23 protein-coding genes are annotated in these 23651 nt (G+C 64.7%); 14 read left to right on the plus strand and 9 right to left on the minus strand.

The features are described from left to right. Positions 1–74: 74 nt before the first annotated feature. Entirely contained in the window at positions 75–1373 is a 1299-nt protein-coding gene (gene urtA / locus BTO02_RS07360) for an urea ABC transporter substrate-binding protein (protein ID WP_075156491.1), read from the minus strand. Positions 1374–1927: 554 nt separating this feature from the next. Between urtA and BTO02_RS07365 the strand changes: the two genes are divergently transcribed. After that, the gene (locus BTO02_RS07365; RefSeq protein WP_075156492.1) at positions 1928–3256 is read left to right on the plus strand and encodes an aspartate aminotransferase family protein; all 1329 of its coding nucleotides are present in this window, start codon (positions 1928–1930) and stop codon (positions 3254–3256) included. Positions 3257–3365: 109 nt separating this feature from the next. Here BTO02_RS07365 and BTO02_RS07370 read toward each other — a convergent pair whose 3' ends face one another. Then, positions 3366–4430 (minus strand): DUF3443 family protein, encoded by a 1065-nt coding sequence (locus BTO02_RS07370; protein ID WP_232243479.1) that lies wholly within the window; start codon positions 4428–4430, stop codon positions 3366–3368. A gap of 16 nt (positions 4431–4446) precedes the next feature. Between BTO02_RS07370 and BTO02_RS35045 the strand changes: the two genes are divergently transcribed. After that, positions 4447–4968 (plus strand): hypothetical protein, encoded by a 522-nt coding sequence (locus tag BTO02_RS35045; protein WP_232243480.1) that lies wholly within the window; start codon positions 4447–4449, stop codon positions 4966–4968. 25 nt (positions 4969–4993) lie between these two features. On the opposite strand, the gene BTO02_RS07375 is transcribed toward BTO02_RS35045, so the two are convergent. The 3 genes from BTO02_RS07375 to BTO02_RS07385 form a co-directional block, all read right to left on the minus strand. After that, a complete protein-coding gene (locus BTO02_RS07375; RefSeq protein WP_232243481.1) occupies positions 4994–5461 on the minus strand; it encodes a DUF2844 domain-containing protein in 468 nt (155 codons plus the stop codon). 244 nt (positions 5462–5705) lie between these two features. Next, on the minus strand, positions 5706–6029 hold the full coding sequence (locus BTO02_RS07380; RefSeq protein ID WP_075156493.1) for a rhodanese-like domain-containing protein: 324 nt from the start codon (positions 6027–6029) through the stop codon (positions 5706–5708). A 59-nt stretch (positions 6030–6088) separates the two neighbouring features. Next, entirely contained in the window at positions 6089–6742 is a 654-nt protein-coding gene (locus tag BTO02_RS07385; protein ID WP_075156494.1) for a protein-L-isoaspartate O-methyltransferase family protein, read from the minus strand. A 353-nt stretch (positions 6743–7095) separates the two neighbouring features. Between BTO02_RS07385 and BTO02_RS07390 the strand changes: the two genes are divergently transcribed. The 6 genes from BTO02_RS07390 (at position 7096) to BTO02_RS07415 (ending at position 14060) form a co-directional block, all read left to right on the plus strand. Further along, on the plus strand, positions 7096–8127 hold the full coding sequence (locus BTO02_RS07390; protein ID WP_075158671.1) for a LacI family DNA-binding transcriptional regulator: 1032 nt from the start codon (positions 7096–7098) through the stop codon (positions 8125–8127). 25 nt (positions 8128–8152) lie between these two features. After that, a complete protein-coding gene (locus tag BTO02_RS07395; RefSeq protein WP_075156495.1) occupies positions 8153–9640 on the plus strand; it encodes a sugar ABC transporter ATP-binding protein in 1488 nt (495 codons plus the stop codon). Further along, a complete protein-coding gene (locus BTO02_RS07400) occupies positions 9621–10637 on the plus strand; it encodes an ABC transporter permease (protein ID WP_075156496.1) in 1017 nt (338 codons plus the stop codon). Before BTO02_RS07395 ends, BTO02_RS07400 begins: the two co-directional genes overlap by 20 nt. Positions 10638–10791: 154 nt before the next feature. Next, the gene (locus tag BTO02_RS07405) at positions 10792–11757 is read left to right on the plus strand and encodes a substrate-binding domain-containing protein (protein WP_075158672.1); all 966 of its coding nucleotides are present in this window, start codon (positions 10792–10794) and stop codon (positions 11755–11757) included. Between the two features lie 71 nt (positions 11758–11828). Next, positions 11829–12881, plus strand: coding sequence for a sugar phosphate isomerase/epimerase family protein (locus BTO02_RS07410; RefSeq protein ID WP_075158673.1), 1053 nt, complete (start codon positions 11829–11831; stop codon positions 12879–12881). 39 nt (positions 12882–12920) lie between these two features. Continuing rightward, positions 12921–14060: a Gfo/Idh/MocA family protein gene (locus tag BTO02_RS07415; RefSeq protein ID WP_075156497.1), complete on the plus strand. Its 1140-nt coding sequence runs from the start codon at positions 12921–12923 to the stop codon at positions 14058–14060. Positions 14061–14092: 32 nt separating this feature from the next. Here the strand turns inward: BTO02_RS07415 and BTO02_RS07420 are convergent, their stop codons facing one another. Genes BTO02_RS07420 through BTO02_RS07430 form a run of 3 tightly spaced genes read right to left on the minus strand, consistent with a single transcriptional unit; the run spans position 14093 to position 16529 of the window. After that, complete coding sequence (locus tag BTO02_RS07420; RefSeq protein ID WP_075156498.1) at positions 14093–14350, minus strand: hypothetical protein; 258 nt, start codon at positions 14348–14350, stop codon at positions 14093–14095. Positions 14351–14405: 55 nt separating this feature from the next. Next, positions 14406–15566: an ABC transporter substrate-binding protein gene (locus tag BTO02_RS07425; RefSeq protein WP_075156499.1), complete on the minus strand. Its 1161-nt coding sequence runs from the start codon at positions 15564–15566 to the stop codon at positions 14406–14408. A 21-nt stretch (positions 15567–15587) separates the two neighbouring features. Next, positions 15588–16529: a CysB family HTH-type transcriptional regulator gene (locus BTO02_RS07430; RefSeq protein WP_075156500.1), complete on the minus strand. Its 942-nt coding sequence runs from the start codon at positions 16527–16529 to the stop codon at positions 15588–15590. A gap of 234 nt (positions 16530–16763) precedes the next feature. Between BTO02_RS07430 and BTO02_RS07435 the strand changes: the two genes are divergently transcribed. The 6 genes from BTO02_RS07435 to cobA all read left to right on the plus strand — a co-directional run bounded on the left by BTO02_RS07435 (position 16764) and on the right by cobA (position 23091). Next, entirely contained in the window at positions 16764–18443 is a 1680-nt protein-coding gene (locus BTO02_RS07435) for a nitrite/sulfite reductase (RefSeq protein ID WP_075156501.1), read from the plus strand. A gap of 24 nt (positions 18444–18467) precedes the next feature. After that, positions 18468–19019, plus strand: coding sequence for a DUF934 domain-containing protein (locus BTO02_RS07440; RefSeq protein WP_075156502.1), 552 nt, complete (start codon positions 18468–18470; stop codon positions 19017–19019). Further along, entirely contained in the window at positions 19016–19756 is a 741-nt protein-coding gene (locus BTO02_RS07445) for a phosphoadenylyl-sulfate reductase (protein ID WP_075156503.1), read from the plus strand. The genes BTO02_RS07440 and BTO02_RS07445 overlap by 4 nt, the downstream gene beginning before the upstream one ends. 129 nt (positions 19757–19885) lie before the next feature. Further along, a complete protein-coding gene (cysD, locus tag BTO02_RS07450) occupies positions 19886–20848 on the plus strand; it encodes a sulfate adenylyltransferase subunit CysD (RefSeq protein WP_075156504.1) in 963 nt (320 codons plus the stop codon). A gap of 21 nt (positions 20849–20869) precedes the next feature. After that, positions 20870–22183, plus strand: coding sequence for a sulfate adenylyltransferase subunit 1 (locus BTO02_RS07455; RefSeq protein ID WP_075156505.1), 1314 nt, complete (start codon positions 20870–20872; stop codon positions 22181–22183). A 113-nt stretch (positions 22184–22296) separates the two neighbouring features. Beyond that, positions 22297–23091 carry a uroporphyrinogen-III C-methyltransferase gene (gene cobA, locus BTO02_RS07460; RefSeq protein WP_075156506.1) on the plus strand — a complete coding sequence of 265 codons (795 nt, stop codon included), beginning with the start codon at positions 22297–22299 and terminating at the stop codon, positions 23089–23091. A gap of 146 nt (positions 23092–23237) precedes the next feature. On the opposite strand, the gene BTO02_RS07465 is transcribed toward cobA, so the two are convergent. Continuing rightward, entirely contained in the window at positions 23238–23543 is a 306-nt protein-coding gene (locus BTO02_RS07465) for a carboxymuconolactone decarboxylase family protein (RefSeq protein ID WP_075156507.1), read from the minus strand. Positions 23544–23651: the final 108 nt, after the last annotated feature.

Consider the following 23651-nt stretch of genomic DNA (forward strand, 5'->3'; position numbering starts at 1 on the left):
GACGACTGTCGACTCATTGCGTTCGAATCCGGGCCCGAGGCGAAGCGTTCGACGCGCTCGGGCGCGCCGCCTGCTTACGCCGCGCGCGAGCGCCGCAGGAACGACGGAATCGAACTGACCACGTCGGGCTTGTGCTCGTTGCCGGCGATATACGGGCTCCACGGCTGCGCGCGAATCGCGGTCTTTGTCTTCCAGACCACGTTGAACTGCCCGTCGCCGCGAATTTCGCCGATCATCACGGGCTTGTGCAGATGGTGGTTGCCGTCCATCTCGAGCGTGAAGCCCGACGGCGCCGCGAACTTCTGGCCTATCATCGCGACGCGCACCTTGTCGACGTCGGTGCTCTTCGCTTTCTCGACGGCCTGCTTCCACATATGGATGCCGACGAAAGTCGCTTCCATCGGGTCGTTCGTCACGCGCTTCGAACCGCCCGGCAGGCTTTGCGCCTTCACATACGAGGCGAACTCTTCCTTGAACGCCGTGTTGTTCGGTCCTTTCACCGACATGAAGTAATTCCACGCGGCCAGGTGCCCGACGAGCGGCTTCGTGTCGATGCCGCGCAGCTCTTCCTCGCCGACCGAGAACGCGACGACGGGGACGTCGGTCGCCTTGATGCCCTGGTTGCCGAGTTCCTTGTAGAACGGCACGTTCGAATCGCCGTTGATGGTCGAGACGACCGTGGTCTTGCCGCCTTGCGAGAACGTCTTGATGTTCGCGACGATCGTCTGATAGTCGCTGTGGCCGAACGGCGTGTAGACCTCCTGGATGTCGGCATCCTGCACACCCTTCGAATGCAGGAACGCGCGCAGGATCTTGTTCGTCGTACGCGGGTAGACGTAGTCGGTGCCGAGCAGGAAGAAACGCTTCGCGCCGCCGCCTTCGCTGCTCATCAGGTACTCGACCGCCGGGATCGCCTGCTGGTTCGGCGCCGCGCCCGTATAGAACACGTTGCGCGACATCTCTTCGCCTTCGTACTGCACCGGGTAGTAGAGCAGCCCGTTCAGTTCCTCGAACACGGGCAGCACGGACTTGCGCGACACCGATGTCCAGCATCCGAATACGCAGGCCACCTTGTCCTGGGTCAGCAGCTGGCGGGCCTTTTCGGCGAAGAGCGGCCAGTTCGACGCCGGGTCGACGACCACGGGCTGGATTTGCCGGCCCATCACGCCGCCGTTCTTGTTGATGTCGGAGATCGTCATCAACGCGGTGTCCTTGAGCGACGTCTCCGAAATCGCCATCGTGCCGGACAGCGAGTGCAGAATGCCGACCTTGATCGGCCCGCTGTTCGACTGCGCGTTGGCGAACGGCACCTTGCCCGCGAGCGCGAGCGCGCCCGACATCGAACCGAGCTTCAGAAGACTGCGACGTTTCATGTGCTACCCCTTGCCTTTGATGTTGAGTGTGTTGTTGGTTCTTGCGGCTCGCGCCGCGTGGCTATTGCGGCGGCCGGTCGAATGGCGGACCGGCAGATGGTTGCGTAGTGCATGACTGGCCGCGTTGATTACTGCAAGGCACATGCCAATCGTTGCAAAGCAGCACGGAGCGGCTAACATGCGCGCTGCAAGGCGGGTTCCGGTAGGCCGGCCGCGCAAGCTTTCCATGCGTAACGAGGGCCAAAGCGGTGCATGCGTGCACGACGCGCCTCTTCGCGGTGCGTGTCGCGCCGCAACGAAGCACATGCGCGATGACGTGCGCACGACGCGCGAGGCGGGTGCGCACGTTCGGTGCGCGGCTGCCGTGAGGTTGCGCACTGGTTGTGCACCGGCGCGCGGCTGCATACACTGAAAGACTGCGGCCGGGAAACTGCGATCGACCACCTGCCGACCATCGATCGCCGGTCGATCGCCGGTCAATCGCCAACGAATCACCGAATCGCCGAATCACCGAATCGCCATTAACCAACCCACTGAAGACCTGGAGACGCAAGATGAATGACCGCGCTGCCAACATGCTCGACCTGTCCGCGTTCTGGATGCCGTTCACCGCGAACCGGCAGTACAAGAGCGCGCCGCGGCTGCTTTCGAAAGCGAAGGGGATGTACTACACGTCGCATGACGGACGGCGCATCCTCGACGGCACGGCAGGGCTGTGGTGCGTGAACGCGGGCCATTGCCGCGACGAGATCGTCGCGGCGGTGCAGGAGCAGGCGGCCGAGATGGACTTCGCGCCGACCTTCCAGATGGGCCACCCGAAAGCCTTCGAAGCGGCGACGAAGATCGCGAAGCACACGCCCGGCGACCTCAAGCACATTTTCTTCGGCAACTCCGGATCGGAGGCCGTCGATACGGCGCTCAAGATCGCGCTTGCCTACCATCGCGCGCGCGGCGAAGGGCAACGCACGCGCTTTATCAGCCGCGAGCGCGGCTATCACGGCGTGAACTTCGGCGGCACGTCGGTGGGCGGCGTTCCGGCCAACCGCAAAGCGTATTCGGGCGCGATGCTGCCGGCGGTCGACTATCTGCCGCATACGCTGAACATCAAGGAAGCGGCATTTTCGAAAGGGCAGCCCAAGTGGGGCGCGCATCTGGCCGATGAACTCGAGCGTCTCGTCACGCTGCACGATGCATCGACGATCGCCGCCGTCATCGTCGAGCCCGTGGCCGGGTCGACCGGCGTGCTGGTGCCGCCGCAAGGCTATCTCGAGCGTTTGCGCGAGATCTGCGACAAGCACGGCATCCTGCTGATTTTCGATGAAGTGATCACCGGTTGGGGCCGCCTCGGCACGCCGTTCGCCGCGCAGTACTTCAAGGTCACGCCGGACCTGTTGACGATGGCGAAGGGCACCAACAATGCCGCGGCGCCGTTGGGCGCGGTCGCTGCGAGCACGCGGATTCACGATGCGATCGTCAACAGCGCGCCCGCGGGCATCGAGCTGTTTCACGGGTACACGTACTCGGGGCACCCGATTGCGACAGCCGCCGCGTGCGCCACGATCGATCTGTATGAGCGCGAGCAGCTGTTCGCGCGGTCCGCGAAGCTCGCGCCCGTGTTCGAGGCCGCGATTCATTCGCTGCGCGGCTCGCGGCATGTGATCGACATCCGCAACCTCGGGCTGATCGGCGGCGTCGAGCTCGCGCCGCGCGATGGCGCGCCGGGCGCGCGCGGCTACGAAACGTTCGTGCGGTGTTTCCAGAAGGGCGTGCTCGTGCGTCCCGCCGGCGACATCCTCGAGTTTTCGCCGCCGTTCATTGCCGACGAGGAACAGCTTGCGGAGATCTTCAAAACAGTCGGCGAGGCATTGAACGAAGTCGACTGAAGGAGAATCGGGCGGTGCGGTAAAGGCGGCGGCGCGGGCCGCGGCGGCATGGTGTGCCGCCCGGTCCGCGCCGCCGTGTTTCATTCTGGGGTGTTGAGGCCTGGGCGCTTCAGAATGCGACGAACGGTCCGGTTCTGTCGCCTGCCTGAGTGCCGCTCAATACTGTATAGACACTGCGACCGTAATAGAAAGGCAAGCCCCACACGAACATGTTCGACGACAGCGATAGCGCGCCGAGACTGTCATACGCGGCGTAGTGCGATTCGAAGAGCCGCTCGGCATCGGCGATCGAGAATGGCACCGTCGCCTGCAGGCCGACGGTCGACATCATCGTCGCGCTGAGACTCAGCGTGTTCTGCGGCGCGAACCAGTTGTTGACGCCGGTCGGGATCGACGTGTCGCGGAACATCAACCCGTTCGTGCCGCTGTCGACGATGGCCGGTACCGAGCGGCTCGCGTACATCGTCGTCAGTGTCCCTTGATCGCTGACGGCGAGGATGGTCGGGTTGGCGGGCAATGCGTTGTTCGACCGTGTGCCGACGCCGAAAATCAGCTCGCCGGCTGCGCTTGCCTGTCCGTCGGGCGGCAGCGCGGGCAGGCGGATGATCGTGCCGTTGTTGTCGGTGGCGAAGGCGGCGACCGGATTCATGGTCTGCTGCTCGAGCGGTACGCGCGCGGCCGTGCACGACGTGGCGCCGGCACAGTAATAGTAGGTCGCGGCGAGCGCGGTCTGCGCGGCCTGCGGGAAATCGCGTGCGCGATGGCCGATGCCGACCACGCCCTTTGCGCCGAGCGCATCGACCGTGCCGAGGTCCGCGACGCCGCGTGACACGCAGTCGGCGGGCGTCGATCCGTAGGCATCGTCGCCGACGATCTGCACGGGGATGTCGCGCGCGGTCATGCCGCCGATCGTCACGTCCGCGCGACGCAGCGCGCCCCATAGGTAGCCGGAGCCGAACAGCGCGCATTGCGCGAGCGGCGCGTTGCCGCTTGTGTCGTTCGATGCACCCGTTTGTTGCGGCAGGCGCGAGGCCTGCGACGAGCCGAGCGCGCTCGCGAAGACGCGCACGCCGATCGAGCCGGTGTCGAGCAGCATGTGGTCGACGGTGGAGCAGGCGGCATCGGTTGGCGCGTTCGGTGGGCACAGTTTTACCGTGACGTAGGGCTGGTTCACGGTTGCGCCGAGTGTGTTGTCGATCGTGATCGATGCAATGTTCGGCGGGGCGGTGGGGGTGTCGTCGCTGGAAGAGCTACCGCCGGAAGAGCTACCGCCGGAAGAGCTACCGCCGGAAGAGCTACCGCCGGAAGAGCTACCGCCGGAAGAGCTACCGCCGGAAGAGCCGCCGCCGGAAGAGCCACCGCCGGAAGAGCCACCGCCGGAAGAGCCGCCGCCGGAAGAGTCACCACCGGAAGAGCCGCCGCTGGAAGAACCACCGCCGGAAGAACCACCGCCGGAAGAACCACCGTCAACCACAGCACCCCCGGAAGCCCCATTCCCCCTTGGCGCGCCACTTGCGCCAGTAGCCCCGTTCGCCTTCCCGCCACTGGTTGTATTGGCAACGGTCGGGCTTTTCGACGGCTCGGCCGCCTTGCCGAGCCACGACTGCGAATCCAGCGCCGTGCTGTCCTCGCCGCCGCAGGCGGATAACGCCGCTGCGAGCGTTGCCGCGCACAGCGCCTTGCCCAATCGCGATCCGCCCATCGTCGCGTAGTTCCTCGTCTCGAACATGATTGCCCTCACTCCAGATCGCCCATATCGACGCGCGCCGGCACGAGCCGCGGCAGCCACGCCTTGCCGATAAACCGTCCTTGATGTCCGATCGACTCGATCTGCAAATCCCCGCTACGCTCGACGAGCGGACTCGTGCCGCGCGGTGCGCGCCGGGCGGCCGATGCGACATTCGGGAAGTAGCTGCCGAGCAGCGCAGTCATATCGGGGCGCACGGGTCCGCTCCACGTCACCGCGAATACGATGCCGTCGAGCGACGCGTATTCATGCACCGTGACACCGTCAGCCGTACTCGTGCTGTGCAGCGTCCAGGACGGATTCGAAGCAGCCGCTTGCGCGGCGCCGCGCAACAGCGGCTTGCCGGCTGCGTTCGAGGCGGTCTGGCTCGGCTTGCCGCCCAACGTCGCATGCGACACGGTGGGGAACAACAGCAGCGCGGCGAATGCGCCGGCCGCGATCGATGAACATCGGCTCACAGGTCATGCTCCGGAAAAAGGTCGAAGCATGGTGCCAGACGAACACATCAGGATGGCTTACGAAATTTCAGAATCGATGCGCGGAAAAGGCATCAGATGAAGCGCGAGGAAGACAGGCGAGTGCAACGTGAGAATGCGCAGGCGCGGCGGCCAGCGCAAAGAGCGAAATGCAAAGAGAGAAATGCGAGAGCAAAAAAAGCGCCGGCCCACGGCCGGCGCTTCTCACATCCACGAACCCGCAAGCTCAATAGGTCGGAACCGACGGATCCACCTGCCGCGACCACGCATCGATGCCGCCTTGCAGATTGAACACCTTCGTATGGCCGCGCGATTCGAGGAACATCGCGACCTGCGCGCTGCGCGCGCCGTGATGGCAGACACAGACGACGGGCGCTTCGTCGTCGAGTTCCTCGCTGCGCGTCGGAATCTCGCGCATCGGAATCGACACGCTGCCGGCGATCTTTGCCGTTTCGATTTCCCACGGTTCGCGCACGTCGAGCACCACGGGCGCGGTGCGCGATGTATCGGCGAGCCATTCGGCAAGAGCGGGGGCAGACAGGTTTTGCATCGGTGAATCCTGTGGGTTCGACTACACGTGGTACGGACGGATCGGCGAGCGGCCGCCGTTTAGAACCTGAAGCGCGGCGGGTGTACCGCGTTCGCGAGCGGCTCGACGTAGGTCTCGAACACGTCGGCGACGCGGAACTGCTTTTCGTCGACGCGCGTGATGATCTGAGCCTTCATGACCGGCAGCGAGCCGACAAAAGCCGCGAGGCGTCCGCCGACCTTCAATTGCTCGAGCATCTCCTGCGGCAGCACGGGCAGGCCGCCCGACACGCAGATCACGTCGTACGGCGCCGCCGACGGCCAGCCGCGCGCGGCGTCGCCGGTCGCGACTTCCGCGTTGAGCACGCCGTTCGCGGCGAGATTCGCTTTTGCGAGCTCGGCCAGTTCCGGCTCGATGTCCACGGTCAGCACGTGCTGGCTGCGGTGCGCGAGCAGCGCGGCCATATAGCCGGAGCCGGCGCCGATTTCGAGCACGCTCTCGTGCTTCTTCACGGACAGTTCCTGCAGCACGCGCGCTTCGACGCGCGGCGCCAGCATGTGCTGGCCCGCGGGCAGCGGGAGTTCGAGGTCGGCGAAGGCCAGTTCGCGGTACGCGGCGGGGACGAAGTTCTCACGCTTCACGATCGAGAGCAGATTCAACACGTCCTGGTCGAGCACTTCCCAGGGGCGAATCTGCTGTTCGATCATGTTGAAGCGCGCTTGCTCGATATTCATGATGGGTTCGTTCTGCGTATGTGGTTGGAATGCCAGCGCACCGGACTCGTCCGGCCCGGCGCACCGTCGGCAGTGCACGGACACGGGAGACCGCTGCGGGAGAACGTCGCGATTGTACCAAACCGGGTCGGTATAAATCCCTACACCGTCGTCCTTGCGGTTTGGCGGTACCCGAACAAGAATATATGGATAGAATGTAATCGATTACATCGCGAGGAGGCCATTTCGTGTCAAGACCGCTGCCGCACGGCCCGCATGATCCGCTCGACCCGGGCGATCCCGGCGACGGATCGCCATCGAGTTCGCCCGCCGGGTCGGCATCCGCGCACGGGCAGAAGCGGAAGGCCGCGTCGCTGTCTGCGGCCCGAGCGCGCGAGACGTTTAGCGCGGCGAAGGACATCTCGATCGACGACGTCGCCGAGCAGGCCGGCGTGTCGGTCGCGACCGTGTCGCGCGTGCTGAACGGCCATTCGAACGTGCGCGCCGAGACGCGCGAGCGCGTGCTTGCGGCGATCGAGCAGAGCGGCTATCGCGTCAACGAACTCGCGCGCAACCTGCGCACCGCGGAAAGCCGCTTATTGTTGACGATGGTGCCGAACTTCGGCAATCCGTTTTACGCGGAAATCGTGCGCGGCATCGACAGCATCGCGCGCCAGCATGGCTATTTCATGCTGTTGTGCGATACGGGCGCGGACCTGGGCCGCGAGCGCAGTTACTTCGACATGCTGCGGCGGCGCCGCGCGGATGGCGCGATCTGCCTCGATCCGGCCGCCGCGCAGCAGGCGCTGTCCGAAGAAATGACCACGCTGCCGTGGGTCGCGTGCTGCGAATTCGATGCCGACGTCGGCGTGCCCTACGTCGGCATCGACAACTACCGCGCGGCCGGCGACGCGGTGCTGCATCTGCTCTCGCGCGGCCACACGCGCATCGCCTTCATCAATTCGGGCGACGGCTACCTGTATGCGCAACAGCGCGAGCGCGGCTATATGGACGCGATGCACAACGCGGGCCTCGTGCCGGACCCGCGCTGGCGCATGGATCTGAATAGTCTCGACTACGAGGCCGGTGCCTCGGCGGCTGCGATGCTGATGGCGCAACCCGATGCGCCGAGCGCGATCTTCACGATCTCGGACACGCTCGCGATCGGCGTGATCAACGGCTTGCGCCGCGTCGGCAAGCGCGTGCCGCACGACGTCGCCGTGGTCGGCTTCGACGACATTTCGCTCGCCGCGCAAATCGATCCGCCGCTGACGACGATCTCGCAGCCGATGCGCGAACTCGGCGAAACGGCCGCGCGGCTCCTGCTCAAGCGCCTCGCCAATCGCGGCGCGACGGTGCCGGGCGTGTTGCTGCCGCATCGGCTCGTCGTGCGAGGCAGCACATGATGCGCAACCGGGGAGCGCCATCGCGATGAGTCTCGCCGTCCGCTTCGACGACATCCGCAAAGACTTCGGCCCGGTGCGCGTGCTGCACGGCGTGAGTTTCGAGCTTGCGCCGGGGCGCATCTATGGGCTGCTCGGCGAGAACGGCGCGGGCAAGTCGACGCTGATGAAAATTCTCGCCGGCTACGAGCGCGCGAGCTCGGGCGCGGTGCTCGTCGACGGCGCGCCGCAGCAGTTCGACAGCTCGCGCGCGGCGGAAGCGGCGGGCATCGTGCTGATTCACCAGGAGTTCAATCTCGCCGAGCATCTGACGATCGCGCAGAACATGTATCTCGGTCACGAGAAGCGCCGCGGCCTGTTGCTCGACGACGCCGCGATGCGCGCCGACGCGAAGCGCTATCTCGCGCAGGTCGGCTTGGCGAAGCATCCGGACACGAAGGTCCGCGATCTGATCGTCGCCGAAAAGCAGATGGTGGAGATCGCGAAGGCGTTGTCGCGGCGCGCGCGTCTGCTGATCATGGACGAGCCGACCGCCACGCTCACGCCATCCGAGACCGAGCGCCTGTTCGCGCTGATGGCGAAGCTGAAGGCGGACGGCGTGACGATCGTCTATATCTCGCACAAGCTCGACGAAGTCGAGCGCATCACCGATGAAGTGATCGTGATGCGCGATGGCCGCTTCGTCGCGCGCAGCGACACGGCGGCGCTTGCGCGGCAGCAGATGGCGAATCTGATGGTCGGCCGCGAGCTGTCCGATATGTTCCCCGACAAGACGCCGGTCGCGGCCGATGCGCGCGTGGCGCTGCGCGTCGAAGGCCTGAGCGTGCCCGATTGGGTCGAGAGCCTGAGCTTCGAGGTGCGCGCGGGCGAAGTGCTCGGCTTTGCGGGCCTCGTCGGCGCGGGCCGCACCGAAGCGTTCGAGGCGATCATCGGACTGCGCAAGCGCAGCGCGGGGCGCATCGAGATCGACGGCCGCCGCGCGGACCTGAAAAGCCCGCGCGACGCGATGCGCCACGGCCTCACGTATCTGAGCGAAGACCGCAAGGGCAAGGGCCTGCATGTGGACCTGAGCCTGCAGGACAACCTGACGCTGATGACGCTCGAGCGCTACACGCATCCGCTGCTCGATGTCAAAGCGGGCCGCGCCGCGCTGACCGAAGCGGTGCGCGAATTCGGCATTCGCACCGGCGACCCCAATAGCCGCGCGCGCATGCTGTCGGGCGGCAACCAGCAGAAGCTCGCGCTCGCGAAATTCCTGCAGCCGAACCCCGATGTGATCGTGCTCGACGAACCGACGCGCGGCGTCGATATCGGCGCAAAGCGCGACATCTATTTCCTGATTCACCGGCTCGCCTCGGAAGGGCGCGCGGTGATCGTGATCTCGTCCGAACTGATCGAACTGATCGGCCTTTGCCATCGCGTCGCAGTGATGCGCGCGGGCAAGCTGCAAGCGACGCTCGGCCTCGACCATCTGACTGAAGAGGAGTTGATCGCTCATGCGACCGGCACCCACTGACACTGCCGCGCCGACGCCGCGCGCCATGCGCGTCGTGCACGTGCTGTACGGCTTCGGTCCGCTCGCGGGCCTGATCGCGCTGTGCATCGCGGGCACGCTGCTGAACCGCGACTTCGCGACCGTCGACAACATGATGAACGTGCTCACACGCACGTCGTTTATCGGCATCATCGCGGTCGGCATGACCTTCGTGATTATTTCGGGCGGCATCGATCTGTCGGTCGGCTCGATGGCCGCGCTGATCGCGGGCGTCATGATCTGGCTCATGAACGGGCTGGCGAGCAGCGCGGCGGCGCACGCGCTGGCGCCGCTCGCGATCGTGGCGATCGGCATTGTCTGCGCGCTCGTGCTCGGTGCGCTGTTCGGCTGTGCGCATGGGCTGCTGATTACGAAAGGGCGCATCGAGCCGTTTATCGTCACGCTCGGCACGTTAGGCATTTTTCGCGCGGTGCTCACATGGCTTGCCGACGGCGGCGCGCTGACACTCGATAACAATCTGTCCGACCTGTATGGGCCCGTGTATTACGCGAGTCTGCTTGGCGTGCCCGTGCCGATCTGGGTGTTTCTCGTCGTTGCGGCGGGCGGCGCGCTGATCCTCAATCGCACGGCGTTCGGCCGCCATGTGCAGGCGATCGGTTCGAACGAGCAGGTCGCGCGCTATGCGGCGATTCGCGTCGATACCGTGAAGATCGTCACGTACATGCTGCTTGGCGTATGCGTCGGCGTCGCGACGGTGCTGTACGTGCCGCGGCTCGGTTCGGCGACGCCGACCACGGGCCTGCTATGGGAACTCGAAGCGATCGCCGCGGTGGTGGTCGGCGGCACTGCGCTCAAGGGCGGCGAGGGCCGCGTGATCGGGACGGTGATCGGCGCGATCCTGCTGTCGGTCATCGCCAATATTCTGAATCTGACCAGCATCATCAGCGTGTATCTGAACGCGGCGGTGCAGGGCGTCGTGATTATCGTCGTGGCGTTCTTGCAGCGCGGACGGCGTTAATGCGGTGGTGGAGGGGAGGCAGCGGGAAGCCGGTTCAGGTGGCCGGGTCCGCCTGGCCGGTTGAGGCACTACGGTTCGTATCAGTCGTTTCGGTGGTTCGACAATGAAATCCGGGCGCATCGACAGGCGCGCCCGCACAAAGGAGACAGACATCATGAAACACGTCATACGCGCGGTCGGCGCCGGCATGCTGGCGCTTTCGATGCTGGCGACCACGACAGGCACCGCACGCGCTGCCGACCCGGTTACGCTCGGCGTCTCGATTCCGACCGCGGATCACGGCTTTACGGGCGGCATCGTCTGGTGGGCGAACAAGGCGAAAGCGGATCTCGAGAAAGCGCATCCGGGACTGAAGATCATCGTCAAGACCGCGGCCAGCGCGCCTGAACAGGCGAACCAGCTGCAGGATCTCGTGACGGTGAACAAGATCAACGCGCTGGTTATTTTCCCGCAGGAGTCTGCGTCATTGACGCAGCCCGTTGCACAGGTGAAGAAGAAGGGCGTGTACGTGACGGTAGTGGATCGCGGCCTGACCGACACGAGCGCGCAGGACGCGTACGTGGCGGGGGACAACACCGCGTTCGGCAAGATCCCGGCCGAATATCTCGCGAAGGCGCTCGACGGCAAGGGCGACATCGTCGCGCTGCGCGGTATTCCGACGACGCTCGACAACGAGCGCTGGACCGCGTTCACGTCGGTGATGAAGCAGTATCCGAACATCAGGATTCTCGATGCGAAGTACGCGAACTGGAACCGCGACGACGCGTTCAAGGTGATGCAGGATTATCTGACGCGCTTCAAGCACATCGACGCGGTATGGGCCTCCGACGACGACATGGCCGTCGGCGTGCTGAAGGCGATCGATCAGGCCAAACGCACCGACATCAAGATCGTGTTCGGCGGCGCGGGCTCGAAAGGCATGGTGAAGAACGTGATGGACGGGGCGCCGATGATCAGGGCGGACGTGTCGTACTCGCCGAAGTTCATCTATGACGCGATCAAGCTGACGGCCGAAGCGCGGCTGAAGGGCGACAAGCTGCCGGCCACGACGATCATTCCGTCGGTGCTGATCACGAAAGAAAACGCGCAGCAGTTCTACTTCCCGGACTCGCCGTTCTGAGCGACGCGAGCACGCGGCGCGGCATACGACATGCTGTGCCGCGCGTATTCGACCACTGACGGAGGCGCATGATGAAGACCATCAAGGGACCGGCGATCTATCTCGCGCAGTTCATGGGCGCCGACCCGCCGTTCGACAATCTCGCGCATCTCGCGCAATGGGCGGCGGGGCTCGGTTTCAAAGGCATTCAGGTGCCGGTCGCGGCGCAACTGATCGATCTCGAACAGGCGGCGGCGAGTCAGGCCTATTGCGACGACTGGCTCGGCACGGCGGCCGACGCGGGCGTCACCGTGACCGAACTCGCGAGCCATCTGCAAGGCCAGCTCGTGGCCGTGCATCCGGCCTATGACCAGCTGTTCGACGGTTTTGCCGCGCCGCAGGTGCGCGGCAATCCGCAGGCGCGCACCGAATGGGCGATTGAACAGATGATGCTCGCGGCGAAGGCCTCGCAGCGGCTCGGCTTCAATACACACGTGACGTTTTCCGGCGCGCTCGCGTGGCCTTATATCTATCCGTGGCCGCAGCGTCCGGCGGGCCTGATCGAAACGGCTTTCGACGAACTCGCGCGCCGCTGGAAGCCGATTCTCGATGCATTCGACGCCGCGGGCGTCGACGTCTGCTACGAGCTGCATCCGGGCGAGGATCTGCACGACGGCGTGACGTTCGAGCGTTTTCTCGCGACGCTGCACGACCACCCGCGCGCGAATATCCTGTTCGATCCGAGCCACTACGTGCTGCAGCAACTCGACTACCTCGAGTTCATCGACATCTATCACGAGCGGATCAAGGCGTTCCATGTGAAGGACGCGGAGTTTCGTCCGAGCGGGCGGCAGGGTGTGTATGGCGGCTACAGCGGCTGGGTCGAGCGGGCCGGGCGCTTCCGTTCGCTCGGCGACGGGCAGGTCGACTTCGGCGCGATCTTCTCGAAGATGGCGCAGTACGACTACCCGGGCTGGGCCGTGCTCGAATGGGAGTGCGCGTTGAAGCACCCGCACGATGGCGCGCGCGAAGGCGCGGAGTTCATCAAGCGGCATATCATCCGCGTCGCCGAGCGTTCGTTCGACGATTTCGCGGAAAGCGGCGTCGACCATGCGCAGTTGCAGCGCGTGCTCGGCATCGACTGATCCGGTTGCGCGCGCAACGAAAACGAGGAGCATGACGCGATGGCAGGAAGACTGAAACTGGGCATGGTCGGCGGCGGGCAGGGTGCTTTTATCGGCGCGGTGCACCGGATCGCCGCGCGCCTCGACGACCGCTTCGAGCTCGTCGCGGGCGCGTTGTCGTCGGACCCGCAGCGCGCGCAGGCGAGCGCCGACGAAGCGAATATCGCGCGCAGTTACGCGGACTGGCGCGAGATGGCGCGTGCGGAAAGCACACGTGAGGACGGCATCGACGCGGTGGCGATCGTCACGCCGAACCATCTGCATGCGCCCGTTGCGACGGCGTTTCTCGAAGCCGGTATCCATGTGATCTGCGACAAGCCGCTCGCGGTATCGCTTGCCGAAGGCGAGGCATTGGCCCGCCTCGCGCACGAAAAGCAGCGGCTTTTTGCCCTGACGCACACGTACTCGGGCTACCCGATGGTGCGGCACGCGCGCGAGATGATCGAAGCGGGCGAACTGGGCGAGATTCGCGTCGTGCAGGTGGAATATGCGCAGGACTGGCTCGCGGAACCGGTCGAGCAGAGCGGCACGAACAAGCAGGCCGTGTGGCGCACCGACCCGAAGCTGTCGGGGCCGGCCGGCTGCCTCGGCGATATCGGCACGCATGCGTATCACCTCGCGGGGTTTATCAGCGGCATGCTGCCCGAGGCGCTTGCGGCCGAAGTGCATACGTTCGTGCCGGGGCGCCGCGTCGACGATCACGTGCAGGCGATGCTGCGCTATGCGAACGGCGCGCGCGGCATGCTGTGGGCAAGCCAGGTCGCGAGCGGCGAGGAAAACGGCTTGCGGCTGCGCGTGTACGGCACGAAGGCGAGCATTGCGTTCGAACAGGAAGCGCCGAACGAACTGGGTTTCACGCCGCTTGGCGGTGCGCGGCGGCGCATCACGCGCGGGCGCGTGAAGGGCGCCGCGGCCGCGAACGCGACGCGTGTGCCGGCCGGGCATCCGGAAGGCTATCTCGAAGCGTTCGCGCAGCTGTATCAGGACGCCGCGTTGCAGATCGAAGCGCTCGATGCGGGTCAGCCGCTGCCGCCGGAAAGCCGCCTTCTGACGACCGTCGACGATGGTGTCGAAGGTTTGCGGTTTATCGATGCGATGCTGGCCAGCAGCGCGGCCGGCGGCCAGTGGCGGCAGATCTGACGCGTGCCGGCTGCTCGATGCGCGAACGCGCGCTAGCTTTTGCTCTTTCTGATCTGTTCTTCGAACGCGAGGTCGAGCTTGCTGGCCTTGCGCGGCTTTTTCGGGCCGAATTCGTCGACGAATCTGACGAAGTCGTCGAGCGGCAACGGTTCGGACATTTTCTGATCGGCGCCGCTCGACCGGTCGACGAGGTAGAACAGGCCGCCCGACAGCGCGACGGCCGCATAGCGGGCGTTGCCGCTGCGGGTTTTCAGCCGTTCGACGGCATGGATGGCTCGGGTAGTGCGCATGGTGGGGACGCTGAACGCGATCGGGCGACGAAAGAGGTCTACTTTAACAACAGCGTCACTGACTCAGGTAGACAAACTTCCCGCCTTTGATGGTGCCCATCACGCTCGCGCGCTGATCGAGCCCGACGTGATCGGTCGCGCTCGTATTGACGACGCCGTTCGGCACCACGAGTTCATGCGCCTGCTCGAGCGCTTCGCGTAGCGCGACGCGAAACGCCGGCGTGCCGGGCTGCGCCGTTTTCAATGCACGCGCGAGCGCATCCTGCAGCCGCGGATACACACCGGCCGCATCGCCGGCGAACTGCGTGACCGTGTTCGGCCCGTACTTCGCCTCATAGTCGTTGACGAACGCGAGCGCCGCCTGCTTCGCCGGATGATCGGCGGGCAGCGTGCGCGCGACGACCACGGGCTGCGTTGGAAACAGCGTGCCTTCGACGTCCTTGCCGCCGAGCTTGATGAATTCCGGCGTGGCGATGCCATGCGTCTGATAAATGGCGCCCTTGTAGCCGCGCTCGACGAGCGTGCGTTGCGGCAGCACGCTCGGCGTGCCCGCACCGGCGATCAGGACCGCGTCGGGTTTGGCCGCGATCAGCTTCAGCACCTGGCCCGTCACGCTCGTGTCGGTGCGATTGAAGCGCTCGGTCGCGACCACCTGAATGTGCCGCAGCGCCGCGAACTTCGTGAACTCGTTGAGCCAGCTGTCGCCGTAGCTGTCCGCGAAGCCGATAAAGCCGACCGTTTTCACGTTGTGATTCGCCATGTAGCGCGTCATCACGTCGGCCATCGCGCTATCGGTCTGCGCCATCTTGAACGCCCAGACGCGCTTGCCTTCCTGCGGCTCGACGACGGCCGCCGAGCCGATCAGCGTGATCATCGGCGTGCGGCTCTGCGCGACCGGGTCGAGCGCCGCGAGCGCGGCCGGCGTCACGTTCGGGCCGACGATCACGTCGACGTGGTCTTCGTTGATGAGCTTGTGGATGTTGCGGACCGCGACGCCGGGGTCAGAGCCGTCGTCGAGCAAGATATATTGCGCGGGCTGGCCGGCGATCGTCTTCGGCCACATCAGGATCGCGTTCCTGCTCGTGATGCCGATTGCGGCGGCGGGGCCCGTCGTCGACAGATCGATGCCGACCTTAAGCTCCGCGTGAGCGGCGCTGGCGAGCAGAAAGGCGCCGAGCGCGGCGAACCCGCGCAGGGTCTTCTTATAGGACGTCATGCGGACACTCCAGCCGGACCATCAAAGCTCATAGGTTTCGCTCTCGCCCTTCAGCGCCTGCTCGATGAGCTTGCGGTTCATGCTCGGCGACAGCAGTTCGACCAATGTGTAGACGTAACTGCGCAGGTACCCGCCCTGTTTCAGCGCGACACGCGTGATGTTGCTGCCGAACAGATGCCCGACCGGCATCGCCCGCAGATGCCGGTCGCGCTCGGCGTTGAATGCGATGTCGGCCATGATGCCGACGCCGAGCCCCAGTTCGACGTACGTCTTGATGACGTCGGCGTCGATCGCCTCGAGCACGATGTCGGGGTGCAGGCCGCGCAGCCGGAACGCGTCGTTGATCTTCGTGCGGCCCGCAAACGCGTTTTCGTAGGTAATGAGCGGAAATTGCGACAGATCGTCGAGCGACAGCTGCTTGCGCTCGAGCAGCGGATGGTCGTCCTGCATCACCGCGACGTGGTGCCAGGTAAAGCACGGCAGCGTCACGAGCTCCTTGTAGTTCGACAGCCCCTCGGTGGCGATCGCGACGTCGGCCTGGTCGTGGATGACCATCTCGGCGACCTGGCTCGGACTGCCTTGCAGAATCGAAAGGTGAACCTTGGGATAGCGCTTCTTGAATTCGGCGATCGCGGCGGGCAGCGAGTAGCGCGCCTGCGTGTGCGTCGCGGCGATCACGAGATTGCCCTGGTCCTGCGCGGCGTAATCCTTGCCGATCCGTTTCAGGCTTTCGACTTCCTGCAGGATCCGCTCGACCGACGCCAGAATGATGCGCCCCGGCTCGGTCAGCGAGCGCACGCGCTTGCCGTGGCGCGTGAAGATTTCCACGCCCAGCTCGTCCTCGAGCTCGATGATCGCCTTCGAGACGCCAGGCTGGCTCGTATACAGCGCCTTGGCCGCTTCGGTGAGGTTGAAGTTCTGGCGGACGGCTTCCCGGACGAAGCGGAACTGGTGCAGGTTCATATATAACCTCTCCGCATATAAACAGAATTTTTTAGTCGTTTGAGATATTAAGCGAGTTTATTACGATTTCTCGAACTTTTCCAATATGGTTATCGCTTTTCGTCATTAGCAAATCACGAGCGGGTCTGATGTCGTGCACCCGACTTGCTCTGCTAACAAGACGGACGGCGACGTCCATCGCGCGGCGTAACCGGAACGGCGCGTGGGTTGAGACAAACAAACTGGGGTCCCCGAATGTATCAATACGATCAGTACGACCAGACCATCGTTGACGAACGCGTCGCGCAGTACGCCGACCAGGTTCGCCGCCGGCTGTCGGGCGAATTGAGCGAAGAAGAGTTCCGCCCGTTGCGTCTGCAGAATGGCCTGTACATGCAGCGCCACGCCTACATGCACCGCATCGCGATTCCTTACGGCAATCTGCGCAGCGACCAGATGCGCATGCTCGCGACGATCGCGCGCGAACACGACCGCGGCTACGGCCATTTCTCGACGCGCACGAACATCCAGTTCAACTGGGTCGAGCTCGAGGAGACGCCGGAAATTCTGCGCAAGCTCGCGTCGGTGCAGATGCACGGTATCCAGACGTCGGGCAACTGCATCCGCAACATCACGGCCGACCAGTTCGCGGGCATCGCGCCCGACGAGCAGATCGACCCGCGTCCGTGGGCCGAGATTCTGCGCCAGTGGTCGACGTTCCACCCTGAATTCGCATGGCTGCCGCGCAAGTTCAAGATTGCCGTGTCGGGCTCGAAGGAAGACCGCGCAGCAGTGCAGATTCATGACCTTGGCGTCTATCTGTCGAAGAATGCCGACGGTGAGGTGGTCGCGAGCATTCTCGCGGGCGGCGGTCTGGGCCGTACGCCGATCATCGGCGCGGTGATTCGCGAAAACCTGCCGTGGCAGCATCTGCTGACCTACTGCGAAGCCGTGCTGCGCGTGTACAACCGCTACGGCCGCCGCGACAACCTGTACAAGGCGCGCATCAAGATTCTGGTGAAGGCGCTGTCGCCCGAGAAATTCGCGCAGCAGGTCGAGGAAGAGTGGCAGCACCTGAAAGACGGCCCGTCGACGCTGACGCAAGCGGAAGTGGACCGCGTGTCGCAACACTTCGCGCCGCCGCAGTACGACAAGCTGCCGGACACGGATCCGAGCTTCGAAAAGCATCTGCTCGAAAGCCGCGCGTTTGCGCGCTGGGTCGAGCGCAGCGTGCGGCCGCATCGCGTGTCGGGCTACGCGGCCGTGACGCTTTCGCTGAAGCCGCACGGCATTGCCCCGGGCGATGCAACCGATGCGCAAATGGACGCGGTCGCCGATCTCGCCGACGAGTACTCTCTCGGTGAAATCCGCGTCTCGCACGAGCAGAACCTGATTCTCGCCAACGTCAGGAAGCGCGATCTGTACGCGCTGTGGGAAAAGGCGAAGACGATCGGTTTCGCGACGCCGAACATCGGCTTGCTGACCGATATCATTGCGTGCCCGGGCGGCGATTTCTGCTCGCTCGCGAACGCGAAGTCGATTCCGATTGCGAAGGCGATCCAGCAGCGCTTCGACGATATGGATTTCGTCTATGACCTCGGCGAACTGTCGTTGAACATTTCGGGTTGCATGAATTCGTGCGGCCACCATCACGTCGGCAATATCGGCGTGCTCGGCGTCGACAAGGACGGCTCCGAGTGGTACCAGGTGTCGCTCGGCGGCGAGCAGGGTACCGGTGCGACCGGCGCGCATCTGGGCCGCGTGATCGGCCCGTCGTTCTCGGCTGAGGAAATGCCGGATGTGGTCGCGAAAGTGATCGATACGTTTGTCGAACAGCGCCTTGATGGCGAGCGTTTTATCGACACGTACAACCGGATCGGCATCGCGCCTTTCAAGGAGCGCGTGTACGCATCGCGCCAACCCGCTCACGCATAACCGGCCCAATAAGGAATGTTGCAGATGGCTTCGATTATCAAGAACCGCCAGGTCGTGAGCGATGACTGGACCGTGGTGCGCGCGGCCGAAGACGGCACGCTGCCCGCGGTGGATGCGTTGCCGGCCGGCAAGATCATCGTGCCGCTCGCGTTGTGGCAGGCTTCGCGCGACGCGCTGACGGCCGCGCGCGGCGCGGCCGCCATCGGCGTGTGGCTCGCGGGCGACAGCGAACCGGCCGACATCGCCGGCGATTTCGATGCGATCGCGTTGATCGCAGTCGATTTCCCGGTGTTTCGCGACGGCCGCGGCTACAGCATCGCGCGTTTGCTGCGCGAGCGCTATGGCTACAAGGGCGAGATTCGCGCGATCGGCGACGTGCTGCGTGACCAGTTGCGCTTTTACGAGCGCTGCGGGTTCGACGCCTATGCGGTGCGTGCGGACAAGGACATCCACGACGCGCTGAAGGCGTTCACCGAGTTCACGGTGCAGTACCAGGGCGCATTCGACGAACCGCGCCCGCTGTTCCGCCGCCGCGAGGCGGCTCAGGCTGCTGCGGCGCAAAAGGTCTCCGCATGAGCGAAGTGCAGAACGTCGCGCCCGAACTGGCTGTGAAGATCGAGCGGCTCGATGCGCTGCTCGATTCGATCGCGGCCCGCCACGCGAACGTGAAGTTCGCGAGCAGCCTCGCCGCGGAAGACATGCTGCTTACGCACGCGATCCTGTCGCGCGGCGTGAAGATCGGCATATTCAGTCTGAATACGGGCCGGCTGCATGCGGAAACGCTCGGCATGTTCGATCGCGTGCGCGAGCGCTACGGCTACGATATCGAGCAGTACCACCCGCAGACGGCCGCCGTCGACGAATATGTCGCCGCGCACGGCCTGAATGCGTTCTACGAAAGCATCGACCTGCGCAAGCGCTGCTGCGAAATCCGCAAGGTCGAGCCGCTTAACCGCGCCTTGACGGGCGTCAGTGCCTGGGTGACGGGCCAGCGCCGCGAGCAGTCGGTGACGCGCGCCGAGCTGCACGAGGAAGAGCACGACGCCGCCCGCCACATCGCGAAGTTCAACCCGCTTGCCGATTGGACGGAAGCGGACGTCTGGGCGTACCTTAAGGCGTTCGACGTGCCGGTCAATCCGCTGCACGCGCGCGGCTACCCGAGCATCGGCTGCGAGCCCTGTACGCGCGCGGTGCGGCCGGGCGAAGACAGCCGGGCCGGGCGCTGGTGGTGGGAATCGCGCGATACTAAGGAATGCGGGCTGCACATCACGACCATTCCGATCGCGACAAGCGCCGAAAACGCCTCCGCGTGACCCGAGCCGCATAGGCGCCCACGCGTGGGCAGCGACCTCGAACGCATCAAAAGCGTGCATCAAAAGCCTTTTCGATAGCGCGAGCCGGCAACGCCGCTCGCCCGGATGAATCAAAGAAGGACCCGAACCATGAGCACGACGCTCGAACCTACTGTGACCGCACCGCTTACGAATACCGGCAACCGGATGGACCACCTTGACTGGCTCGAAGCCGAGTCGATCCATATCCTGCGCGAGCTGGTCGCCGAATGCAGCAAGCCTGCGCTGCTGTTCTCGGGCGGCAAGGACTCGGTGGTGGTGCTGCATCTCGCGCTGAAGGCATTCGGCCTCGGCGCGAACCGGCAGACCCAGCTGCCGTTCCCGCTCGTGCATATCGACACGGGCCACAACTACGAGGAAGTGATCGACTTCCGCGATCGTCGCGCGCAGCAGATCGGCGCCGAGCTCGTGGTCGGCCACGTCGAAGATTCGATCCGCCGCGGCACGGTGCGTCTGCGTCGCGAGACCGATTCGCGCAACGCGGTGCAGGCGGTCACACTGCTCGAAACGATCGAGCAATACGGCTATACCGCGATGATCGGCGGCGCGCGCCGCGACGAAGAAAAGGCCCGTGCGAAAGAGCGGATCTTCTCGTTCCGCGACGAGTTCGGCCAATGGGATCCGAAGGCGCAGCGCCCCGAGCTGTGGAGCCTGTATAACGCGCGTCTGCATGCGGGCGAGCATCTGCGCGTGTTCCCGATCTCGAACTGGACCGAACTCGACGTGTGGCAATACATCGCGCGCGAGCAGCTCGAACTGCCGTCGATCTATTACGCGCATACGCGCGAGATCGTGCGCCGCAACGGGCTTCTCGTGCCGGTCACGCCGCTTACGCCGATGCGCGAGGGCGAGACGAGCGAACAGGCGCTCGTGCGTTTCCGCACGGTCGGCGACATCAGCTGCACGTGCCCGGTCGCAAGCGATGCGGACACGGTCGAAAAGATCATCGCCGAAACGGCGGTGACCGAGATCACGGAACGCGGCGCCACGCGGATGGACGACCAGACGTCCGAAGCCGCGATGGAACAGCGCAAGAAGCAAGGTTATTTCTGAGGCACGCGAGGTAAGACAGTCATGAGCATTCATCAACCGCAAGACCTCGGCGTGCTGCGTTTCATCACGGCAGGCAGTGTCGACGACGGCAAGAGCACGCTGATCGGCCGCCTGCTGTACGACAGCAAGGCCGTGCTGTCCGATCAGCTGTCGGCGCTGTCGCGCGCGAAGAACAAGCGTACCGTCGGCGACGAAATCGACCTGTCGCTGCTGACCGACGGCCTCGAAGCCGAACGCGAGCAGGGCATTACGATCGACGTGGCATATCGCTATTTCGCCACGGCGAAGCGCAAGTTCATCATCGCCGATACGCCGGGGCACGAGCAGTACACGCGCAACATGGTGACCGGCGCATCGACCGCGCATGCGGCGATCATTCTCGTCGACGCGACGCGCGTGACGCTCGAAAACGGTGTGGCGCAACTGCTGCCGCAAACGAAGCGCCACAGCGCGATCGTGAAACTGCTTGGTTTGCAGCATGTGATCGTCGCGATCAACAAGATGGACCTCGTCGATTTCAACGAAACGCGCTTCAACGAGATTCGCGACGCGTATGTCGAACTTGCGCGCCAGCTCGGCTTGACGAATGTGCGCTTCGTGCCGGTGTCGGCGCTGAAGGGCGACAACATCGTCAGCGCGAGCGAGCGCATGCCGTGGTATGCGGGCGAGCCGCTGCTCGACGTGCTCGAGGCACTGCCGGTTGAAACAGCGGACCACGCGGCGCTGCGCTTTCCGGTGCAATGGGTGGCGCGCCAGGACGGCAGCCAGGCCGACGACTTTCGCGGCTATATGGGCCGTATCGAGTCCGGCGAAGTGAAGGTGGGCGACGCGATTGTCGTGCTGCCGGCCAATCGCGAAGCAACGGTCGCGGAAATCGTCGCGCCGGTGCCGGGCGGCACCGCGCAAGTCGATCGCGCGTTCGCGGGCCAGACGGTGACGATTCGCCTCGACCGGGACGTCGACGTATCGCGCGGCGATACGTTCGTGCTCGCGGGCGACCTGCCGCAGCCGGCGAAGAAGCTCGAAGCGGATCTGTGCTGGTTCGACGACACGCCGCTGTCGACGCAGCGCAAGTACCTGCTGAAGCAGACCACCAACACGGTGTTCGCGCGCATCGGCGCGATCAGACAGGTGCTCGATGTGCATACGCTGTCGCATGCCACCGACCGGCACGACCTGTCGATGAACGATATCGGACGCGTGCAGCTGACGCTGCAAAAGCCGCTCGTGGCCGACGAGTATGATACGAACCCGGGCACGGGCGCATTCGTGCTGATCGATGAGGCGACGCATCATACGGTCGCCGCGGGCATGATTCGTGCACTTTCTGCTTGAGGGCTCGCGGCTTCAAACGTGAAACAGCGCGAGCCGTGCATCAAGGGTGCATATCGCGGCAAACGGATTTCACGCGAGATTTCACGCAAGCGGGACGAACGGAGCAGGAGCAAATGGGTAAGGTGTATCTGATCGGTGCGGGGCCTGGTGCGGCGGACCTTATTACGGTGCGCGGTGCACGCTTGTTGGGCATCGCCGATGTCGTGCTGCACGATGCGCTGATCGAGCCGGCGATGCTCGAGCATGCGCCGCATGCGCGCAAGATCGCGGTCGGCAAGCGCTGCGGGCAGCGCTCGACCGCGCAGCACTTTATCAACAAGCAGATCGTCGATGCGGCGCGCGAGCATGATGTCGTGGTGCGGCTCAAGGGTGGCGATCCGATGCTGTTCGGCCGTGCCGACGAAGAAATGCGCGCGCTCGAAGCGGCCGGCATCGAATACGAGGTGGTGCCGGGCATTACCGCGGCGCTTGCCAGTGCGGCTGCGCTGCAGCGTTCGTTGACGCTGCGCGGCGTATCGCGCAGTGTCGCGCTGGCGACGCATAGCCGCGCCGCCGATACCGAGGCGATTCGCGAGCAGGTCAATGCCGACTCGCTCGTGTTCTATATGGGCCGTGACAGCGCGCCTGAAATCGCGCAGCAACTGATCGACGCGGGACGTGCACCGGCTACGCCGGTTGCGATCGTCGAAGCCTGCAGCACGCCGCGCGAGCGCACGCTGACGCTGACGCTCGAAGGCCTCGCGGCCGGCGACGCGCAGCAGTGGCTCGATCCGGCGCAGCCGAGTCTGCTGATGATCGGCGACGCATTCGCCGAGCGGCAGCGCGCGGCGCAGAACAGCGACGATTCAGCCGAGGCCGATACGGCTCGCGATGAACAGCCGGGCAAAGGCATCCGCAGGGTGGCGTGAGGCCGCTCATCTGACGAATATCGATCATCCCGGCACGGTGGCATGACGAAAAAAAGGCGCGATTCACATCGCGCCTTTTTTATTGCCTGCCCGATAGGGCTTTCCTGCCTGATGCCTTGCCTGCCGAACGCCGCAACGAGATGCGGTCAGTCCTTGAACAGATGCGTCGAGTGCGTCACGGCCGCGCCCGCGCGCATCGCCGCGGCGACCATAGCCGCTTCCGTCAACTGCTGGTCGGTTGCGCCGGCCTTGCGCGCCGCCGTCGTATGCAGTTCGATGCAATACGGGCATTGCGTGGTCAGCGCCACGGCGACCGCGATGATCTGCTTCGTCTGCTCGCTTAACGCGCCGGCTTCGAACGCGGCCTTGTCGAATGCCCAGAAGGTCTTCATCAGATCAGGTGCGTTTTCGTCCAGCTTCTTGAGTCGGGTAAGATGCTTCATGTCGAACATGGATGTCTCCTTGAAAGAGGGTTGGTGCATATAATGGTAGTGCTGCCCTGGTTCGAAAGGGTCTCGTTCTGGTTCCAAATCGTCCAACCGTCCAATCGTCCAATCGTC

It is taken from the genome of Paraburkholderia sp. SOS3, from assembly GCF_001922345.1.
In the GTDB taxonomy this organism is placed as follows: Bacteria; Pseudomonadota; Gammaproteobacteria; order Burkholderiales; family Burkholderiaceae; genus Paraburkholderia.

Coding starts and splice junctions, on each gene's coding strand:
- BTO02_RS07445 (WP_075156503.1), top strand. CDS start 19,016: ATGAGCGAAGTGCAGAACGTCGCGCCCGAACTGGCTGTGAAGATCGAG.
- BTO02_RS07410 (WP_075158673.1), top strand. CDS start 11,829: ATGAAGACCATCAAGGGACCGGCGATCTATCTCGCGCAGTTCATGGGC.
- BTO02_RS07430 (WP_075156500.1), bottom strand. CDS start 16,529: ATGAACCTGCACCAGTTCCGCTTCGTCCGGGAAGCCGTCCGCCAGAAC.
- cysD (WP_075156504.1), top strand. CDS start 19,886: ATGAGCACGACGCTCGAACCTACTGTGACCGCACCGCTTACGAATACC.
- BTO02_RS07435 (WP_075156501.1), top strand. CDS start 16,764: ATGTATCAATACGATCAGTACGACCAGACCATCGTTGACGAACGCGTC.
- BTO02_RS07455 (WP_075156505.1), top strand. CDS start 20,870: ATGAGCATTCATCAACCGCAAGACCTCGGCGTGCTGCGTTTCATCACG.
- BTO02_RS07380 (WP_075156493.1), bottom strand. CDS start 6,029: ATGCAAAACCTGTCTGCCCCCGCTCTTGCCGAATGGCTCGCCGATACA.
- BTO02_RS07425 (WP_075156499.1), bottom strand. CDS start 15,566: ATGACGTCCTATAAGAAGACCCTGCGCGGGTTCGCCGCGCTCGGCGCC.
- BTO02_RS07405 (WP_075158672.1), top strand. CDS start 10,792: ATGAAACACGTCATACGCGCGGTCGGCGCCGGCATGCTGGCGCTTTCG.
- BTO02_RS07440 (WP_075156502.1), top strand. CDS start 18,468: ATGGCTTCGATTATCAAGAACCGCCAGGTCGTGAGCGATGACTGGACC.
- urtA (WP_075156491.1), bottom strand. CDS start 1,373: ATGAAACGTCGCAGTCTTCTGAAGCTCGGTTCGATGTCGGGCGCGCTC.
- BTO02_RS07415 (WP_075156497.1), top strand. CDS start 12,921: ATGGCAGGAAGACTGAAACTGGGCATGGTCGGCGGCGGGCAGGGTGCT.
- BTO02_RS07395 (WP_075156495.1), top strand. CDS start 8,153: ATGAGTCTCGCCGTCCGCTTCGACGACATCCGCAAAGACTTCGGCCCG.
- BTO02_RS07365 (WP_075156492.1), top strand. CDS start 1,928: ATGAATGACCGCGCTGCCAACATGCTCGACCTGTCCGCGTTCTGGATG.
- cobA (WP_075156506.1), top strand. CDS start 22,297: ATGGGTAAGGTGTATCTGATCGGTGCGGGGCCTGGTGCGGCGGACCTT.
- BTO02_RS07400 (WP_075156496.1), top strand. CDS start 9,621: ATGCGACCGGCACCCACTGACACTGCCGCGCCGACGCCGCGCGCCATG.
- BTO02_RS07385 (WP_075156494.1), bottom strand. CDS start 6,742: ATGAATATCGAGCAAGCGCGCTTCAACATGATCGAACAGCAGATTCGC.
- BTO02_RS07465 (WP_075156507.1), bottom strand. CDS start 23,543: ATGTTCGACATGAAGCATCTTACCCGACTCAAGAAGCTGGACGAAAAC.
- BTO02_RS07420 (WP_075156498.1), bottom strand. CDS start 14,350: ATGCGCACTACCCGAGCCATCCATGCCGTCGAACGGCTGAAAACCCGC.